Source organism: Chitinibacter sp. FCG-7 (assembly GCF_040047665.1).
Lineage (GTDB): Bacteria > Pseudomonadota > Gammaproteobacteria > Burkholderiales > Chitinibacteraceae > Chitinibacter > Chitinibacter mangrovi.
Genome location: NZ_CP157355.1, coordinates 641,528 through 659,407, shown reverse-complemented (window position 1 = coordinate 659,407; position 17,880 = coordinate 641,528). Strand labels below are relative to the sequence as shown.

Sequence of the window (17,880 nt, the reverse complement as noted above, 5' to 3'; positions counted from 1 at the left end):
CCATGCTGGATATTGGAATGATGATGTGCAATAAACACTACTTTATGAGGCAGCAAAAAGCTATTTTGATGACGCAAGGTGTGCGGCTGCGCATTAGAATAATCTGATAAAAGGTTGAATCGCTAAAGAATTTCTCACAACTGCCGATTGTAGGCATAATAGTGAAATAACTGGACGATGACCGCCGCTCAATGCGGCAGGGGATACATCATGAAAATCGACAATACAGGCAAGCCATTGTCGCCGCTCGCGGGTAAGCCCAGCGATGTGCGGGCCAATGACAGCAGCAAAAGCGAAGCGGCGGCTGCACCGCAAAGTAGTATTAATAGCAAACTCTCTGGTGTGGCCAGCAATGAAGCTACATTCGATGCCGATAAGGTGGCTGCGATCCGTTCGGCTATTGCCGAAGGCCGTTTTTCGGTCAAGCCCGAGGCGATTGCCGATGGCTTGCTTTCCAGTGTAAAAGAGCTGCTGGCACGCTAAGTGACCCCTGAACAACGACAATCCGGGCTGTATTCCCTGTTAGCTGCTGAGCTTGATCTGGTTCAGCAGCTAATTGCTTTATTGGCGCAGGAACAAGATGCGCTGATTTTGCGCCAGTTCGATCAGGTTTCCGTGCTGATCGATGGCAAAACGCGAGCCCTGCAAGCGCTAGAACGAGCCAGCAAAGCGCGCGCGCAATTTTGCAGCGAGCACGAATTAATCAGTATCGAGCAGATCGAGCTGACGCTGGATCAGCAAGCGAGCGTTTGGCGCGAGTTGCTGCAACAAGCCAAGTACGCCGAAACACTCAATCGCACCAATGGCCAGCTGATTCAGACGCACGAAGAAGTCAATCAGCATCTGATGGCTTCGTTGGCCGCGCAGCGCCATACGGATGTGGCCTATAGCGCCGATGGCCGCCTGAGCTCTTTGTCGTCAATCAGCCGTCCGTTTGATCGCGCCTGAACTCCTGCCTTATTTCTAACTGATCTGCAGACGGCATGAATGCCGTCGTTGACAGCAAACCCCAGCTAATCCATATCGCTACGAGTGCATAGGCCAGCCGTGGCAGCCAGGCCGCCCACTGCTTGCTGCTGTGTTCGATGTCCTGATCGAGCTGCTCGACCAGCCTTGCCAGCATGGCGTCCAGCGTGCCGCTCTGCTCACCAGTATTAATCAGCGCCACGATGCGTTGCGTGACCAGCCAGCCGGTGTGCTCAACCGCAGCGGCCAGCGATGAGCCGGCACGCAGCTTGCGCGATAACACGCGGTTTTGCTGGCGTAAATGTCCATTCGAAATGCTGTTTTGTGCCAGCGTCACGGCATCAAACACCGGGACGCCCGCACTGATCAACAGGCTTAGACTGGATAGAAAATCACGCTGATTTAATTGCAGGCAAAAGTTGCCAATGACAGGCAGCTGCAAAATCAGACTTGCCAGCACGCCGCCCTGGCTAATTAGTCTGGATACCCAGCCCAGTATTGCCATTAACAATATGATGAATATGACGGGTGAGGCTATACCCCATAGGTAGTCGCCAATGCTCAAGCTGCCCTGAATCAGCGCGGGTAGCGGCTTGATCAGCAGAGCGAGGAAAATCAGCAAGGCGGGGAGCGCCAGCCTGGCACGTACTTGCTGTCTCAAGGTGGCTTTCAGTGTGGCCTGCCTAGCCAGTTGCCGATAAGTTGGTTCCGGGCTGCCTGCTGCGCAAGCGGCATGAATCAGCGCCTGATCGAGTGGATCAAACAGGCCCGCCACCTTGCCTGCACTTGCCAGACTATGTCCGCGTAATAGGGCTTGCTGCATAGCACGCACGCGCTGATTCCACGGTGCGGGCAAGGCCAAAACTGCAATAGCCCGATCCGTTGGCAAGCCTGCGTGTTCCAGTGCGGCCAGCTGGTTAAACAAATCAGCACGTACTTGTGCTGGCAAGGGGTGTTGGGTTTTCATCGTTTCAGTATGAAGCAAGCGAACAACAGTGATCAAGCAGGGCGTAAGAGCGAAGATAATGCACAAGGCTGGCAAATAGTGAGACGGGCTATTTTGCAGTGCCGCCAACATGTCGCACATCAAAGCAAGCCCACCCGATTGCCACGTATCATGCGACAAAATGTTTGACATTTACGTGAAACCGCGTTGAAATTGCCGCTTGTAAACGACAAGAGAGGCGCCTTGCCCAGGTCGCACTGCAGAGGAAGTCATGTTCCGGTGAAGCAGTGTCAGGGGGTGCAAGGCCGAAGTGCTGACTACCGTGATGTAGTCAGTGCTGGTTGCAGGGGCTGAATCCCCTGGACTGTCAGCCGGTTAACGATGCTGTTGCACGTTGGCGGGCTGGAGTGCTCTTGGCGATGAATTCTTCGGGTGCCTTGATGGTGCCTGTCATTGCCGCACTTTTCCTCTCTCCAATCGTTATTTCTGATTTGGAGAATCGCATGTCACTCAACCCTCGTACTACCGCCTTGTGGACCGCGCTGATCACGCCATTTGCGTCCAATGAATCTCTCGATTTTTCAGCCTTAACCGCGCTCTTGCGCGAGCAGGAAGCCGCTGGTGCTGGCGTGCTGCTGCTGGGCTCGACCGGCGAGGGCAGCAATCTCACGCTGGCCGAGCGCAAGGCTGTCCTGCAGCACGCCTGTAGCCTCGATTTAAATGTGCCGATCATGGTTGGCGTCGGCGGGCTCGATCTGGCTAGCCAGCTCGAATGGCTGGCATTTTGCGAAACCTTGCCGCTACATGCCTATCTGCTTGTGACTCCGATTTACGCCAAACCCGGTGCCGAAGGCCAGCGCCGCTGGTTTGCCGCGCTGCTCGATGCGGTGAGCAAGCCCTGTATGCTGTACAACATCCCCTCGCGCGCCGGTGTGCCGCTGTCGGATGTGGCGCTGGCGGGCTTGATTGATCATCCGAACTGCTGGGCGGTGAAAGAATCGGGCGGCAATGCGGCACGCTTTGCCGAATTGAAAACTGCGTTCCCGAGTGTTGCGTGGTACTCGGGTGACGATGTGCTGTTTGCTGAACACGCCAAACTGGGCGCTGCGGGCTTGGTATCGGTGGCGAGTAATGTTTGGCCACAACCAGTGGCGCGCTGGGTGCAGCAAGGATTGGCGGGCGAGGCGATTGGCGATTTGCTGCGCACCGCGTCGGAAACGCTGTTTCTGGCTGCGAATCCCATTCCCGCCAAAGCCATCATGCATCATCAAGGCCGCATTGCCAGCAATGAGTTGCGCCTACCTTTGTGCGCTGCAGATTTGGCGAGCCTGGAGCCGGTGCTGGCGAAAGATCGTGAGATGGCTGAGTTGGGCTAATGATCCCCTGCCAAATATTGCCATCCAGCCATTGTACTATTTGGATTTGGTGGCAATACTCTCTGGATAAAAACGACGCTTGAGCCACCTTCCCAGCTCGTGAATAATGATTCCGATTGGTAGGGCGATAAAAAATCCCAATATGGCTTCGCCCAAGCCAAAAACACGGCTGTAAATCGGTGTGATTTTGTCGGAATCTACGCGGTACACACTGTAGAAAGTGTATGGGTCATCGTAATCAATGACCTCAATCAGATTGCGATTGGCATCCATGGCTTGGTAGCGCTGGTGACCGAGTTCATGACTGGGGTGGGGGCGTGATGCGCTCTGTGCGGTGGGTTTGAACGCAGACATGGGCGTGCTGGCGGTTTTGCGCAGGCGCTCCAGTCGAAAGCTACCGTCGGGTTGGTCAAAAATCGCGACCGAGAAATAATGTGGGACTGGATCGCCTTGCTCATGATGATTCGCCCCCAGATACGACGATGCGTACATGCCGGTGATCATGGTGCTCGTGCAACTCACTGGAAAAAACCACACCGAGCTCATCACGAGTACCAGCCATTTTTTCCAGTTCATATTTTTTTCTTTGAACTGGTGTTGAGGCATTTTTTTTGTAGCCACATCACTAATATGACCGTCAATCCTCCACTAATCATCGATGTTGGAATGCCAATAAACCAGACCAGAACATAGGCCATTGCTGCACCGCCACCCTGATAGGTCTGAAAACATTCAACGTAGTTGGCCCATATCAAAAAGGGTGCAGCGCCACAGGCAGCGCCAATTCCCGCCCAAGGTTTGGGTGATAGCGAGTAAATTAGCGCTGGAATCAGCGTGATCGAGCCAGCGATGAATAAACCTTTTACTTCACAGCTGGATAAAGCGGCGACACTGCATTGCAACACGAGTGTCAATGTGATGCAGGTGAGCGCAATGAGGCGATAGGATTTATTTGTCATCGTGAAATTACTTTGCTGCTTATTCAGTTGATTGAGTGCGAATTGGCTGATGTCGATACAAACCGAGCTGCAATAAAAAACCCGCTCGAAAGCGGGTTTTGCATTGAATGGGGTGATTAAACCGCGGTTTCATCCAGTGGTGGCAGCGCGATCTGGTTGTCGGTGCTGAATTGGTAGTCTTTGAAGACGTGCTCGGCAGTCAAGAGCTGATAGCGGCCGTCTGGCAAGACATTGGTCGTGTCTTTGAGGCGGTAGGTGTAGTGGCCGCAAGTCCAGCAATCGAAATTGCGCATATGCGTACACAGGCAGGTTTTTTCAAAGACGTGGATTTCCGAGATTTTCTTGGCATTCGGATTTTCTTCGATGACTTTGTTGTACGCCTGAATGTACGAGCAGCTGCCGTTGGCGTCGAGCAGATAGCCATAGGCTTCGCAGTTAGGGCGAATACCCGAGCCAATCGCTGGTGTATTTTTCATCATGCGCATTGGGTAGCCGGTCGGTGAAATCTGATTCACCTCGATCAGCTCTTCCGATGCTTTGTAATATTCCTGTTTCACATCATCGGGCAGGCCGCACTCTTTGGTTACCGTGAAGCGCGTCGCCACTTGCACGCCGCCACAACCCATTTCGAGGAATTTCACAGCGTCTGAGCCAGTAAACACGCCACCTGCGGCGATCACCGGCATATTGTCATAGCCTTGCTCTTTAATCCACGCGACTACTTCGGCCACGATGTCCTCAAGTTTGTACTCGGCCCAGTCCATGCCAAAACCCAGGTGGCCGCCAGCGAGCGGGCCTTCAACCACGACGTAGTCGGGCAGACGGTTAGTGCGGGCTGATTTTTTAATAAATAGCTGCAGTGCGCGCACTGATGACACGATAATGCCAAGCTTGGCATCACGGAAACGCGGGTGATCTTCGATCAGCGAGAATGAGCCCAGATGCAGGCCTGCAGCCAGCGTAATGCCGTCAATGCCCGCATCGAGCGCCGCGCGCATGCGCACGCGCAGCGTTTCTTTCGGGCCGTTCATCGTCAGCTTTTCCATGCAGTTGATGAAAATCAAGCCATCACCCTGCTTGCGCTTCATCGTGCCTTCAACGTGCAGGCGGGTGGCTTCTTCGAGCTGCGCGAGGTCAAATTGCACCACGGATTTATCGCTATTGGCGACGTTGAATTTGTATTGCTTGAGCTTGTCTTTGACGTGCTTAGTGTTGTAGCGACGGTCGGTCACGGTGTTAATCATGGCATCCGAAATATGACCAATGCCGCCAAGGCGACAGGCTTCCAGCGCCAGATCGGCGGTTGAAATATCAACTCCCATGCCGCCAATCATGATTGGCACGTACTTTTTTTCATTCCCTTCAAGGTCTTTAAAGGTCAGGCGAAAATCATCAACACGCTTCATTCAATCTAATCCACTGCTTTATACCCAGGAAAATCTAAACGATTGTTTAAATTTTCGGCATATAAAATCGCTATTTTTCAGAAGCGGCAATCATATCCTTAAATGGCCTGCCGTGGGGTACATCGAGCATGACACTGCGCAATAAAATCGAGATTGCGACAGATATTAAGTGGTAAATATTGCGGTTTTCTATCGGCGCGGGCTTTTTCTCTGCTGCGATTTATTTTCGGTAAAATGCCGTTTCCGATTACCTACCGCAAAGGGCTCTGATGCCGCCACTCGCGATATTTCAGGACATGGCCGCCGAGCTGGTGCAGCGCCAGGCGCAAAGCCTGTATCGTACCCGCCGTCTGCTCGATTCGCCGCAAGGCGCACGCGTGCAGTTGAATGGCCGCGAGGTGCTCAATTTTTGCAGCAATGATTATCTGGGGCTGGCGAACCATCCGGCCGTCGTCGCTACCGCGCAGCAGGGCGCGGCCGATTGGGGCGTGGGCAGCGGGGCGGCGCATCTGGTGACCGGGCATTTCACGCCGCAACATACGCTGGAAGCGCGGCTTGCCGCTTGGGCGGGCAAATCGGCAGCCATTCTGGTATCGACGGGTTTTATGGCCAATCTGGCGGCAATTCCGGCGCTCGTTAGCCGTGGCGATGCGGTGTTTGCCGACAAACTCAATCACGCCTCGCTGAACGACGCCTGCCTGCTCGCACGCGCTGATTTCAAACGCTTTGCGCACAATGATGTGGTGCAGCTCGAACGCCTGCTGGCTGAGTCGACTGCCAAGCGCAAATTGATCGCCGTTGACGCGGTATTCAGTATGGACGGCGACATCGCGCCGTTGGCCGAATATCTGGCGCTGGCCGAGCGTTACGACGCGCTGCTGTATATCGACGACGCGCACGGCTTTGGCGTGCTGGGCGACGGGCGCGGCACGCTGGCTGAGTTAAAAATTGATTCGCCGCGCATTATTTATATGGCGACTTTGGGCAAAGGCGCTGGTGTGGCTGGGGCGTATATCGCTGCAGAGCAGGTGGTGATTGACTATTTGATCAATACCGCCAGGGCGTATATCTACACTACCGCCGCGCCACCGCTGCTGGCCTGCGCGCTGCACGCCAGTCTGGACATCATCGAGCAGGATGTTGAGCGGCGTGAACGACTCCAAGCCCATATCCAATACTTCAAACAGTTTTTTGCCACCGAATTGGCCGACACGCACTGCGAATTGCTGCCATCCGACACCGCAATTCAGCCCATTATAGTCAAAGATAACGCCACCGCGCTGGCATTATCACAAGCGCTACTCGACGCCGATATTCTGGTCGCCGCAATTCGCCCGCCCACAGTGCCGACGCCACGGCTGCGCGTCACTTTATCGGCCGCACACAGCACCGCAGAGGTGGCACTATTGTGCGGGCAGATCAAACGCGTACTGCTGGCCGCCAATGAGTCGCAGCCATGCTGACGCTCAATCTGATCGGTGCAGGGCGCTTGGGAAAAAGTATTGCGCAGATGGCGCAGCAAAGCGGGCGGTATCGCCTTGCAGCCATTTATTCACGTAGCCTAGCGAGCAGTACTGCCGCGGGTATGTGGATAGGCGCGGGTGAGGTGGTGGCGCAGCTTGGCGATCTACCATCTGCCGATTTGTGGCTCATCTCCGTGCCAGATGGCGCGATTGCGGGCGTGGCCGCTGAACTGGCTGAGCTTAAGCTCGTCAAGCAAGGCGCGGTGGCGTTTCACGCCAGCGGCGCGTTGGCGGCCGATCAACTCGCACCGCTGGCCGCGCAGGGCGCGTATTGCGCCAGCTGGCATCCGGCGTTTTCCTTTGCCGACCCCACGCGCGCGGTGCAGACCTTCGTTGGCACTTTGTGTGCGCTCGAAGGCGATGCCAAGGCGGTGGCGATACTGAGCGAATTTACGGCTGCGATTGGTGGTTGTGCTTTTGCGCTCAGTAGCGAGGCGGGCGCGAAAGTGGCGTATCACGCCGCGCTGAGCATGGCGGCGAATTTCTTGGTCACGCTCAGCGATTTGTCGCTGAAAACTGCCGAGCAGGCGGGTATTGCCCCAGAGATCGCGCAGCAATTGGTATTGGGGCTGATACGTCAGACTTTGAATAATATCGACAGCCTCGGCGCTGCCGCTGCGCTCACTGGCCCGATTGTGCGCGGCGATGCGGCCACGGTGGCGCAGCATCTGGCCGTGCTGCCGCCCGCCACGCAGGCGGTGTATCGCGCGCTGGGCGTCGCAACAGTGGCACTGGCGGGCGAGCGGCTGAGCCATCCGGCGACTATCAATCAATTACTGCGTGCCAAGGACTAAGCCATGTATATCGGTGAACTCGCCAAACTCAGCGGCGCTAGCGCCAAAGCGATTCGTCACTATGAAAGTCTGGGTCTGCTCGGCCGGGTTGCGCGGCAAGGCGTTTATCGTGTTTACGATACGCAAGATGTGCAGGTGGTGCAGTGGATCAAACAGGCGCAAAGCCTGGGGTTTCGTCTGGCCGAGATCGTCGCGGCGTTTCAGCGTGATGCTGACGGCCAGCTCGACTGGCGCGAGATGAGCCACCAGATTGAACTGAAACGCGAAGCCGTACGGCAAGAAATATCACGTCTGCAAATGCTGGAAGCCTGCCTGACCACCATTCATCTTGAGATCAACGAATGCCTCAGCGGTGAGCCTTTGGCTGCCGAGCCCAGCCCTGAGCAGGCTAAATTTTACGCTTTTTGCGCCGACTCACAGCCCGCTTGACTCTGCCCTTAGGGGCAGACTTAGGCTCATGCTTTCTAAACCAAAAGTGCTCCAGCAGCGTTACTTCGTCTCGCCGTACGATTTGTACTGTCTTCGACTCAGTGCCTTGCTAGCCCACTTTGGGACGATGATTAATCTTGTGAGAGGGCAGCATGAGTAAAAAAGTATTGGTGATTTTGGGGCATGGCTTGAACGACAGTCTGTGCGGCGCACTGAGCGCGCAATACGCCGAGAGTGCTGCGGCGGCCGGGCATCAGGTGCAGGTGTTGAAACTGGGCGAGCTCGAATTCGATCCTATCCTGCGCCAAGGCTTTCGGCAGATCCAGCCGCTGGAGGCCGATTTGCAGCAGGCACAAGCGCAAATCGCCTGGGCTGAGCACATTGCGCTGATTTACCCGATCTGGTGGGGCGCTGCGCCAGCCCTCCTCAAAGGCTTTATCGACCGTGTGTTTCTGCCCGGCTTTGCCTTTAAATATGATGAAAATTCCAGCTTTCAGGTCAAATTGCTCGCTGGGCGTAGTGCGCACCTGATGGCCACGATGGACACGCCACCGTGGTATTACCGCTGGGTGTATCGCCTGTCGGTGCTCAAACAAATGCGCAAAACCACGCTGGAATTTTGCGGCATCAAGGTGAGCAAAACGGCGGTTTTCGGCCCGGTGATCAGCGCAGATGACACGCAAAAAGCCACCTGGCTCGCCCAAGCCAGCGCCTTGGCAGCGCAGATTTAAAGCCAAGCCAGTCGCAGAGTGTGGCCAGGCTGCGTGCTATGCCATCGTGGCGCGCAGCTGCATGGGTTTGATGCCAAATTGCTGCTGAAAGCGCGCACTAAACCGCGAGGCTGAGGCGTAGCCGCATTGCTGGGCGATCTGGCCAATGGCCTGTTTGGACGTCTGTATCATCCCCAACGCGGTATTAAGCCGCACCTGTTCGAGCAGCTCGCGGAACGATTGGCCTTCCTTGTCCAGCTGGCGGCGCAAGGTGGATGCGCCTAGATTGAGCTGTCTGGCCATCATCTCAACCGTCCATTCCTGCGCCGGGTGCAGCATGATCAACTGCTGGACGCGCTCGGCGAGCGAATCACTGCGATTGAGCAACAATGCTGCGCCGTAGCCTGCCAGGGTGATGGCCAGCAACAGCCCTTCGGCGCGGTGTTGCAGCAGTTGCTCTGGCTCGTGGCTGGCGGTGGCGGCAAACACTTCATCCCACAGATGCTGAATCATCGGCGTCATTTTTTCACACAGCCTGGCTGGCTTTTGCATCACGCCCTGTACCGCATCAGGGTAGCTGGCGCGAAAATGCGCAATCAGGTTGGCGTCAAAAACCAGAACTTCGCAGGCATAGCCCTGCGCGTCGGGATAATTGGATAAAGTCAGGCGGGTGCCCGCTGGGGCAAGCAGCAAATCGCCACGCCGTGCGATCTGCGTTTGCTCATTGATCCAGATGTGTTTTTCGCCGTGGACGACTCGCATCAGCGTGGCTTGCAGGCAAGTCACTTCGCGCAATTGCTGGGTGGCTTTGGCAAGAATCACGCTTTGCTGAATCTGGCGAGTTTGGATTTGGTTCATGGTGATTTTTGTGGATGGGCTGAGGTCATGATACCGATAAATCGATCGCCAGCAGCCCCTGACGTTCAACCTGCCGATGGCTCTGCTGCTTATTTGCTGCGCTGATAAGTGGTGATTAATTGGGCTTTGCCCAGTTGATGAGCGTTGAGCATATAGCCGACCAGCGCACCGCTGGCGTTGGCATCAAGCGGCAGTTGCTCAACGTTAAGCGCCCACACCGTATGAATATAGCGGTGCGCTTTATCGCCGACTGGCGGGCAGGCGCCACCATAGCCTGCCGTGCCGTAGTCGGTGCGCGTTTGCACCGCACCCGCGGGCACGCTGCCTGCGGCGACTGCGCTAACCGAGGCCGGAATATTGACCACGCCCCAATGCCACCAGCCACTGCCCGTGGGGGCATCCGGGTCGTACACCGTGATAGCAAAGCTCTTGGTGCCGGCAGGCGCATTTTGCCAGTGCAATTGCGGCGACTGATTGCCCCCATTGCAGCCAAACCCAGCAAACTCCTGCTGTTTGCTCATCGGCTGATTGGCTTTGAGCTCGGTACTGCCCAGCTGGAAATCGGCAGCCAATGCGCTGGCAGCGCAGAATGTTGTGGCCATTGTGGCAAGTAAAGTAGCGATGCGTTTCATGATGAGCTCCTGAAAAAGAGCCTTGATCATACAAAGCAGCCGCGCAGCCGTTGATGCCAAAACGCTCGACTTTTAGCCTGAAAAGCTCGGTATGCAGGGTTTGCTATTTCTTCTGCCTAATTCCTCTCTGAATCCAGTGGATTGCCGGATTGCCATGTCAATCAGCTTGAGTGATGGGTATATGGCTGTAGCTCTTTCCTTTAGCTTGATTCAATAAAATACCCTTGGTGGTATCTGTCTTGTCTCCAGCCGATGCGCGATTTCGAATAGATTTTTGCGGCAAGTATTTGCACTGGCTACGCGCCAATTACGCAAGATTGCGTATTCATCGATCAGGCTGTGGTTTGCACAATGCAGGTATTGCAAACAAGGAGAGCGGCAATGATGGGCGAACTGTGGCGCTGGCTGGTGGCGCTGTGCGATGTGCGCGGTTGGTGGCGGCTGCTGACCGGGCAGGCGGCGGTGGATGTGGTGTTTATCAGCAATTTGCGCGACGAGGCCGAGCGGCAGCGTTTCTTTGGCCGCTGGCGGCCGCGCAGCGGGCATGCCAACGGCCCGCGGGTGTACCTGAACGGCGTGGCCGGGCGGATTCGCGGCATTGATGTCACTACTGAGGAAATGCTGAGCAAGGAAGGACGCAAGCGGGCGCAGCAGCTCTTCATCGCTGCCTGCGAGTGGGCCGAGCAGCGCGGCGCCAAAGTGATTTTGCTGGCTGCATCGACCAAGCGCCTGTTCGGGCGTGATGGCCGGGCGCTGAAGGCGCGCTTTCCGAATCTGCTCTTTACCATCGGTGACAATGGCACGGCCACCATGCTGTGGAGCGACATCCGCCGTGCGCTGCGCGAGGCGCGGCTGCTGCATCGCGCTCGCGTGCTGGTGATCGGCCCCTACGGCATTCTGGGCGAGGCGGCGACCCGGCAATTGCTGGAGGCGGGGTACGAGGTGCTGGGCTACGGCGGCAATGCCGGCGCGCTGGCCGAGATCGGCGAGCGTTACGGCATCGCGGTGAGTACCGATCTGGCGGCGCTCGGCAAGGTGGATGCGGTAATCGCCTGCACGCACAGCAGCACGGCCAAACTCGACCCGGCGGCGATCGAGGTGTTGCGCCATCCGGGGCGGCGCTTGCTGGTGGTCGATGTGGCCGAACCGGCCAATCTGGACATCGACGCTTACGAGCGCTGCCGCGATGCGGTGGTGCGCCAGGATGCCGGCAATGCCTTTAGCGAGCGCCTGCATTACGTGCTGGGGCCGCTGTCATGGTCGATGCTGATGCTCTCGAAAGGCGTGGTATTCGGCTGCTTTGCCGAGGCGATGGCGCTGTATTACGCCATTCATCAGCGCGGCGAGGTGCATCTGGGGCAGGTGGACTGGTTTGTTGTCGATGAAGTAAACATGCAGCGCGTGGCGCATGCGCTGGAGCACGCCCGTGTCGAAGTGCCGTCGCCACGCTGTTTCGGCGCGGCAGTGCCGAGCTTCCAGCTGGGCGAGGCCTGATCAGCAGAACTTGATTAGCCAAACATGACTAGTCGAACATGATCAACGGGACTCGAGCGGGATAACAATGCTCATGCAGCTGCCGCAGCCCGGGCGCGAGGCGATGCGCAATTGATAGCCCGATTGCTGGCATAGTGTCTGCACAATATGCAGACCCAGGCCGTGGCCGTGGCGCTCGGCGGCCAACCGCCCGCTCTGGCGGAAGGGCTGCAGCAGCTGGCGGATTTCAGTCTGGTGGATACCGCTGCCGGTATCCCAGATCTGGAGCACGATTTGATTGGGCTGCCGACGTATACCCATCAGTATGCCGCCGCTTGTCGTGTAGCGGATGGCATTGACCAGCAGATTGTCCAGCAGCCGTGCCAGCACGGTGGGTGAGGCGGCCAGCTGCAGGCCGGTGCTGGCATAACGCAGACGCAGGCCTTTGGCCTGGGCGGCGCTCAGATGCCGCTGGTAGGCGGCGATCAGCACGTCTTCCAGCGCCAGCAGATGTTCGCCCTGGCCGTGCCGCGCGTCGGTGATCAGCTCGCGCAGCAGGCCTTCGGTGTAGGCCAGCGCCTGCTCGATATGCTCACTGATCCTTGCCGTTCCCGCTTGCGCTTGCAGGGCTGGAATCGCTAGCCGGATCGCCGCCAGCGGCTGCGACAGATCATGCCCGGCGGCAGCCAGCTCCAGTTGTTGTTGCTGGTTGCGTGCCTGCAGCGCGAGCTTGTCGGCTTCGGCCTGCGCCAGCTGCTCGGCCTCCAGCAGTCGCGCTTCCAGATGGCGGGCATGGCTGCGCTGCAGGCTGAACATGCGGTAGCCCAGCGCGGCGGCAAAGCACAGCGCTTCGAGCAGATAGCCGATCTGCGGCAGCGCAAAAGTCGGCAGGCCGCTCAATACGCCCAGCACGCTCAGGCCGAACAGTACATTCACAAACAGCAGCAGGCAGAACGCTCCGGCCAGATACCAGCCCGCCGCGGGCAGGCGTTGGCGCAGCGCCAGCACGCCAGCCAGCAGCGGCAAGGGCAGGTGCAGCAGCGCCAGCGGCAGCAGTAAGTCCAGGCTGCCAGTGAGCTGGTAGTACACGGCGCAGGCCAGCGCCGCCGCCATCACCGCCAGATAGGCGCGCCACAGCCACGGCGCGCGCCGGCGCAGGTCGAACAGATTGATGGTGAATGCCGCATGGCTGCAATGAATCGCCGCCTGCAGCCACATCGGCACGGCCTGATTCCAGCTACCAGCATTTGGCCATAGCCAGCCAAACAGATAGCCGCCGATCTGCAGCAAAAACAGCACCGCACACAGCACGGTGACGGCGTAATACAGATAAGCCGGTTGCTGCTCGATGGCGTAATGCAGTAGCGCCAGTAGCAGCAAGGCGAGCAGGCTGCCGATCACTAGTCCAGTCAGCAGATTGCCGCTGGCCAGTAGCTGGGCGTGTTCCGCAGGGGTATAGAGCTGCAAGTCAAGCGGGGTGTCGCCGTGAACGCGATACTGCAGCAGGTATTCATGCTGGCCAGCCTCGACGTCCAGCGGCAGCGCCAGCCGCCGTCCGGGCCAGGGTCGGGCCGTGTAGGGGCTGTCGCTGCGCAATTCAATTACTCGGCTGGCGGCTTGGCCGCTGCCGCGATACAGCGCCAGATACTCGATATCCGGCACGCCCACATCCAGCAGCAGGCGTTGCGGCGCGGTGCTGGCAAACTGCACGCGCAGCCAGCGGGTCTTGTTGCCTTGATCAGCGTGCCCCCAGCCATCACGCCATGCGGCGCTGGCTGTCGGGATGGTCGCAGGTGTGTGCGCCAACGTTTGTACGCGCAGAACGGGAGCCGCATCTACCGCCGCTACTGGCTTGGCGAACAGCAGCAAAGCATTAATAATCAGCGCCAGCCAACAGCCTGCGTAGCGTAAACCCATGCGTTTTATCCTTGCCGACGATCATATTCTGTTTCGCGAGGGACTTAAATTCCTGCTCGCGCAAAACGCCGATTTTAGCATCGTCGCTGAAGCGGGCGACGCTAGCGCGCTGAAACAGCAAGTGCAGCAGCACGAGCCCGATATGGTGCTGATGGATTACCAGATGCCCGGCGACGACAGTGCCGCCGTGCTGGCCTGGCTCAAGCAGCGCTACCCGGCGCTGCGCATTATCGTGCTGACCGGCGTGCAGTCGGGCGTGGTGCTGCAACAATTGCTCGATGCCGGTGCTGATGGCCTGATGCTCAAGGAGGGCGCAGGAGCCGAGCTGCTCGCGGGGATCGCCCGCGTTGCCGCCGGTGAGCGTTACCTCAGCCCGGCGGCCAAGCTGCGACTGGGCAGTGCGGCAGTGGCGCTAACGCCGCGCGAATTCCAGATTCTGCAGGCCATCGCTGCGGGGCAGTCCAGCCAGCAGATCGCCGCCCGGTTGGTGATTTCAGTGCGCACGGTCGACAAACACCGCGAAAACCTGATGGGCAAGCTCAAGGTGAGCAATGCCATTCAATTACTCGAACAAGCGCGCTTGTTGCAGCTGCTGCCCTAAATATTTAGTCCTCGTCACACTACCGCGCGCATAGCTGGCCCAGCCAGTACAGCTGTGCCAGCGAGTTGGCCAATGAGCTGGTGTGCGCGCCCGCTAGCTGCTGCAGCACCTCGTCCAGCCGCTCGGCGAGTGTTGGCATGCCCAGCTCGGTCAATTGCGCCTGCACCCGCCGGGCTTGCTGGCGGGCGCTCTGGCCCTGATGCCGCAAGCCCTGCCGCAAAAAGCGGCCGAGCAATTGCTCCAGCTCGTCCAGTTGCTGCGCCAGTGGCGATGCGCTGTGTGCGGGCCCGTCGGGCAGGGCGATGGCGGGTGTTGGCTCGCCGTGCAGTGCAATCACGCGGTTGTCCACGGCCAGACTCAGCGGCGTGACTTGCAGCTCGCCATCGCGCAGGCTGAAATGCCCGCACAGCATGGTGGGCACTTCTTGACTCAATAGCGTGGCGAGTGTGTCCACCGCATGCGGCGCGCTGCGCTGATGCGCCAATTTCAGCCAGACCCGCGGCTGATCGCCATCACCGCATAGCAATTGGGCCTGTAGAGACTGGCGAGCGCCGTCCCAGCCCCAATTGAGCACGGAATTAATCGGGAGCAGATGCAGGTGTTCCAGCAGCTGGCGCGGGCGGACAAATTCCGGATCGGCCGCTTGCAGGTGGGCGAGCAGGCTGGCCGCGTCCGGCTGCCTGAGCGGTGCGGCCAGCTGCAGCCATGCTGCCGGGGTGAGCGGCAGCACATTGCTTTGTTTGGCCGTGCCGCCAATCGCCAGCGCGCCGTTGGCAAAGCGTTTGGCCGAGCGGGTCACAATCTGGCTTTGCGCCAGCCGGGCCAGCGAGTGCCCCAGATAGCGCCGCTGCCACAGCGGTGTGGCGCTGTCGGGTGTTTTTTCCCATTGTTTTTCGATCACCAGCACCGCCTGCGTATCTGGGTCGGTGAAAATCAGCTGGGCTTGTTCCTGCTGTTCGTCGTCGCTCCACTGGGCACCCAGCCCGACCAGGCGCAGATGCTCTAGCGCCACTTCGCCCTTGACGCCGACGCCAAGCAGATCGGCGGGCGGGCGGGGGACTTGTCCAGCCTGACCGCTGGCAGCTTGGCCGTCCAGGTAGCTGGCTGACTGGCCTTCCAGATAGCTGGCTGATTGCCAGCGGGCGATCAGCTCGCACAGCAGGCGCAGCTCGCGCGTGGCGCTGGCCCGGCTTGAGCGCGCCAGCTGATCGTGCAAGGCTTGCTGCAATTGGGCCAGACCATCAATCAGCCAGCGCCAGCCCAGCTGTTCTGCCTGCTGCCGGGCGCGGGTAAAGCTGGCGGCCAGATTGCTCAAAGGCTGGCTGCTACCATCCTGCCAGAGTTGCAACGCCAGCTGCTGCAGCGATTCACCCAGCTGCTGCGCTGCTGGCGATTGCATCAGCAGCGCATGTTCTGCCGCGCCCTGTACGGCCAGATTGAGCTGGGTCCAGCCCTCGGCAGGTGCTTGCGCAAAGGCCATCACCGCCAGCGCGATGTGTTCGCACATCTGGCTCTGGATGCAATCACAGCGGGCGTGATTCAGGCTGTGCCGCGAGAAAAAGCGCACCGAGCACATCGGCAATTGCGCCGACGGGTGTGGATGATTGGCTTGCCAGCTGCTCAGGCGCAGCACCGTACCGGCGTCGGCCAGCTTTTGGGTGCGTTGCAAAATGGCGGCAGGCAGCTTGGCCATCTCATCAGCAAACAGCGCCGGACTCCAGGCGCGCTCCTCGCTGATTGATGCGTCTGCTGATGTGTTTGTCGATGTGTTTGCAGCTGCGTTGGCCGCAGAGTCAGTTGCCGGGCTTGCTACTGCGGTTGCGGAGGGGCTGGCAGGCTCGCCACTCGAGCTGCTAGCCAGATGCCGGTAGGCCAGCACCAGCGTAACGCGATGGCGACACAGTCCGCTGGCCGGGCAGCTGCAGCGGGCGTCGCGCAGCCCGCCGCCTGCCGCCAGCGTGGTGATATGGCCGTCGGCGTAGTGGGCAATCAGCGCGCCATCGTCGCTTGCAGTGAGCGCTGGCGCTTTGCCATCCTGCAGCTCCTTGTGCGCTTTTTTTACAAAACCCGCGTTGCTGAGCGCAATCAGCGCTTCGTCGCTGAGCGAGAGCAAATCAGGGCGCAGTGTCAGTAGTGTGTTCATTGTTGTACCTGTCCAGCCAGCCACGCGGCCAGCTCGCCCGGCGTCATTGCGCCAATCTGGGCCCCGGCGTTCACCAGTTTTTGCGCCAGCTCGCGGTCGTAATTGGGCTTGGCGGCCGAATCCAGCGCGGCCAGCCCCAGTACTTTAACGCCCGCTGCACACAGCTGGCGGGTGCGGCGAATCAACTCGTATTCGCTGCCGCCCTCGTAAAAATCGCTGATCAGCACCACCATGCTGCGGCGCGGATTGTGAATCAGCCCCTGGGCATAGCCCACCGCCTTGGCAATATCGGTGCCGCCACCCAACTGCACTTTCATCAGCAGCTCAACCGGATCGCTCACATCGCGAGTGAGATCCACCACGGCGGTATCAAACGCCACCAGATGAGTCGTCATACCCGGCAGCTGCCACAGGCAGGCGGCCATCACCGCGGCATGGATCACCGAGTCGACCATCGAGCCACTTTGATCGACCAGCAGCACAATATCCCAGCGCTCGGTATGCCGCTTGCTGCGGCTGATAAACAGTGGCGTTTCGATATACAACTTTTGCCGCTCGGGGTGCCAGCGGTGCAAATTGGCGCGCACCGTGCGCTTGAAATCGAAATTACTCGCCACGCGGATACGCGAAGGTCGACGCCGATCGCGCGTGCCGGAAAAGCTTTGCCGCACTTCACGCGCCAGCTTGTCCATAATGCGCCGCACCACCTCGGCCACCAGCTTGCGCGCTGCTGCGAGCACCTGCGGATTCATCAGATGCTTGGTGTGCAACACCGCACGCAACAGGCTCTCCGAAGGCTCGATCCGTTCGAGCACCTCCAGATTGGTTACCACCTCGTCGATGCCGAAACGCTCAACCGCATCGCGCTCCAGCCGCTCGATCACTTCTTGCGGAAACAGTTGGTGGATGGCATTGACCCAGTCCGGGGTGGTGAGCTGGCTAGCCTCCTGCCCACCGCGCCGCTCGCCCCGCTGCGCCAGCTCCGGGTCGCGCCCGTACAGCCACTCCAGCGCCGCGTCAGCCGCCAGTGCATCGCCAGTCAGCGCGCCCAGACTCGGCTGCGCCGCCTCGCCCAAGAGCAAGCGCCAGCGCTGAGTATCGCTAGGTATATCGATAAAGGTCTTATTTTTATTCATATTGCTGGCTA

The 17,880-nt window shown here is 58.8% G+C and carries 18 protein-coding genes and 1 riboswitch; of the genes, 9 read left to right on the top strand and 9 right to left on the bottom strand.

Features of this window, described 5'->3' with window-relative positions; genetic code table 11:
- The first annotated feature begins 210 nt into the window (after positions 1 to 210).
- Both flgM and ABHF33_RS03015 read left to right on the top strand, forming a co-directional pair.
- Positions 211 to 483, top strand: coding sequence for a flagellar biosynthesis anti-sigma factor FlgM (flgM, locus tag ABHF33_RS03020; RefSeq protein WP_157313952.1), 273 nt, complete (start codon positions 211 to 213; stop codon positions 481 to 483).
- Entirely contained in the window at positions 484 to 948 is a 465-nt protein-coding gene (locus ABHF33_RS03015) for a flagella synthesis protein FlgN (RefSeq protein ID WP_348945581.1), read from the top strand. It begins immediately after the preceding gene.
- Here the strand turns inward: ABHF33_RS03015 and ABHF33_RS03010 are convergent.
- On the bottom strand, positions 923 to 1,933 hold the full coding sequence (locus ABHF33_RS03010) for a type II secretion system F family protein (RefSeq protein ID WP_348945580.1): 1,011 nt from the start codon (positions 1,931 to 1,933) through the stop codon (positions 923 to 925). The genes ABHF33_RS03015 and ABHF33_RS03010 overlap by 26 nt on opposite strands.
- Before the next feature lie 204 nt (positions 1,934 to 2,137).
- Positions 2,138 to 2,333, top strand: a riboswitch (Lysine riboswitch).
- 82 nt (positions 2,334 to 2,415) lie between these two features.
- Between ABHF33_RS03010 and dapA the strand changes: the two genes are divergently transcribed.
- Positions 2,416 to 3,288 carry a 4-hydroxy-tetrahydrodipicolinate synthase gene (dapA, locus tag ABHF33_RS03005; protein WP_348945579.1) on the top strand — a complete coding sequence of 291 codons (873 nt, stop codon included), beginning with the start codon at positions 2,416 to 2,418 and terminating at the stop codon, positions 3,286 to 3,288.
- 36 nt (positions 3,289 to 3,324) lie between these two features.
- On the opposite strand, the gene ABHF33_RS03000 is transcribed toward dapA, so the two are convergent.
- The 3 genes from ABHF33_RS03000 to ABHF33_RS02990 all read right to left on the bottom strand — a co-directional run bounded on the left by ABHF33_RS03000 (position 3,325) and on the right by ABHF33_RS02990 (position 5,653).
- Complete coding sequence (locus tag ABHF33_RS03000; RefSeq protein WP_348945578.1) at positions 3,325 to 3,864, bottom strand: hypothetical protein; 540 nt, start codon at positions 3,862 to 3,864, stop codon at positions 3,325 to 3,327.
- Positions 3,861 to 4,247, bottom strand: coding sequence for a hypothetical protein (locus ABHF33_RS02995; RefSeq protein WP_348945577.1), 387 nt, complete (start codon positions 4,245 to 4,247; stop codon positions 3,861 to 3,863). Before ABHF33_RS02995 ends, ABHF33_RS03000 begins: the two co-directional genes overlap by 4 nt.
- Positions 4,248 to 4,363: 116 nt before the next feature.
- The gene (locus ABHF33_RS02990; RefSeq protein WP_348945576.1) at positions 4,364 to 5,653 is read right to left on the bottom strand and encodes a nitronate monooxygenase; all 1,290 of its coding nucleotides are present in this window, start codon (positions 5,651 to 5,653) and stop codon (positions 4,364 to 4,366) included.
- Between the two features lie 269 nt (positions 5,654 to 5,922).
- On the opposite strand from ABHF33_RS02990, the gene bioF reads away from it, so the two are divergent.
- From bioF to ABHF33_RS02970, 4 genes are all read left to right on the top strand, one after another.
- A complete protein-coding gene (bioF, locus tag ABHF33_RS02985) occupies positions 5,923 to 7,116 on the top strand; it encodes an 8-amino-7-oxononanoate synthase (RefSeq protein WP_348945575.1) in 1,194 nt (397 codons plus the stop codon).
- Complete coding sequence (locus ABHF33_RS02980; RefSeq protein WP_348945574.1) at positions 7,110 to 7,970, top strand: Rossmann-like and DUF2520 domain-containing protein; 861 nt, start codon at positions 7,110 to 7,112, stop codon at positions 7,968 to 7,970. The genes bioF and ABHF33_RS02980 overlap by 7 nt, the downstream gene beginning before the upstream one ends.
- Before the next feature lie 3 nt (positions 7,971 to 7,973).
- Positions 7,974 to 8,399: a MerR family transcriptional regulator gene (locus tag ABHF33_RS02975; protein WP_348945573.1), complete on the top strand. Its 426-nt coding sequence runs from the start codon at positions 7,974 to 7,976 to the stop codon at positions 8,397 to 8,399.
- A 152-nt stretch (positions 8,400 to 8,551) separates the two neighbouring features.
- Entirely contained in the window at positions 8,552 to 9,130 is a 579-nt protein-coding gene (locus ABHF33_RS02970) for an NAD(P)H-dependent oxidoreductase (RefSeq protein ID WP_348945572.1), read from the top strand.
- 36 nt (positions 9,131 to 9,166) lie between these two features.
- Here the strand turns inward: ABHF33_RS02970 and ABHF33_RS02965 are convergent, their stop codons facing one another.
- Both ABHF33_RS02965 and ABHF33_RS02960 read right to left on the bottom strand, forming a co-directional pair.
- On the bottom strand, positions 9,167 to 9,967 hold the full coding sequence (locus tag ABHF33_RS02965) for an AraC family transcriptional regulator (RefSeq protein ID WP_348945571.1): 801 nt from the start codon (positions 9,965 to 9,967) through the stop codon (positions 9,167 to 9,169).
- 89 nt (positions 9,968 to 10,056) lie between these two features.
- The gene (locus ABHF33_RS02960; RefSeq protein WP_348945570.1) at positions 10,057 to 10,599 is read right to left on the bottom strand and encodes a YbhB/YbcL family Raf kinase inhibitor-like protein; all 543 of its coding nucleotides are present in this window, start codon (positions 10,597 to 10,599) and stop codon (positions 10,057 to 10,059) included.
- Between the two features lie 381 nt (positions 10,600 to 10,980).
- Between ABHF33_RS02960 and ABHF33_RS02955 the strand changes: the two genes are divergently transcribed.
- Complete coding sequence (locus tag ABHF33_RS02955; protein ID WP_348945569.1) at positions 10,981 to 12,093, top strand: hypothetical protein; 1,113 nt, start codon at positions 10,981 to 10,983, stop codon at positions 12,091 to 12,093.
- 42 nt (positions 12,094 to 12,135) lie between these two features.
- On the opposite strand, the gene ABHF33_RS02950 is transcribed toward ABHF33_RS02955, so the two are convergent.
- On the bottom strand, positions 12,136 to 13,989 hold the full coding sequence (locus ABHF33_RS02950) for a sensor histidine kinase (RefSeq protein ID WP_348945568.1): 1,854 nt from the start codon (positions 13,987 to 13,989) through the stop codon (positions 12,136 to 12,138).
- Between ABHF33_RS02950 and ABHF33_RS02945 the strand changes: the two genes are divergently transcribed.
- Positions 13,988 to 14,590 carry a response regulator transcription factor gene (locus tag ABHF33_RS02945; protein WP_348945567.1) on the top strand — a complete coding sequence of 201 codons (603 nt, stop codon included), beginning with the start codon at positions 13,988 to 13,990 and terminating at the stop codon, positions 14,588 to 14,590. The two genes, ABHF33_RS02950 and ABHF33_RS02945, sit on opposite strands and share 2 nt — an antisense overlap.
- 19 nt (positions 14,591 to 14,609) lie before the next feature.
- On the opposite strand, the gene ABHF33_RS02940 is transcribed toward ABHF33_RS02945, so the two are convergent.
- Together ABHF33_RS02940 and ABHF33_RS02935 are read right to left on the bottom strand one after the other, a co-directional pair.
- Positions 14,610 to 16,733, bottom strand: a complete 2,124-nt coding sequence (locus ABHF33_RS02940) for an SWIM zinc finger family protein (protein ID WP_348945566.1) — start codon at positions 16,731 to 16,733, stop codon at positions 14,610 to 14,612.
- Positions 16,730 to 17,869 (bottom strand): VWA domain-containing protein, encoded by a 1,140-nt coding sequence (locus tag ABHF33_RS02935; RefSeq protein ID WP_348945565.1) that lies wholly within the window; start codon positions 17,867 to 17,869, stop codon positions 16,730 to 16,732. Before ABHF33_RS02935 ends, ABHF33_RS02940 begins: the two co-directional genes overlap by 4 nt.
- Positions 17,870 to 17,880: the final 11 nt, after the last annotated feature.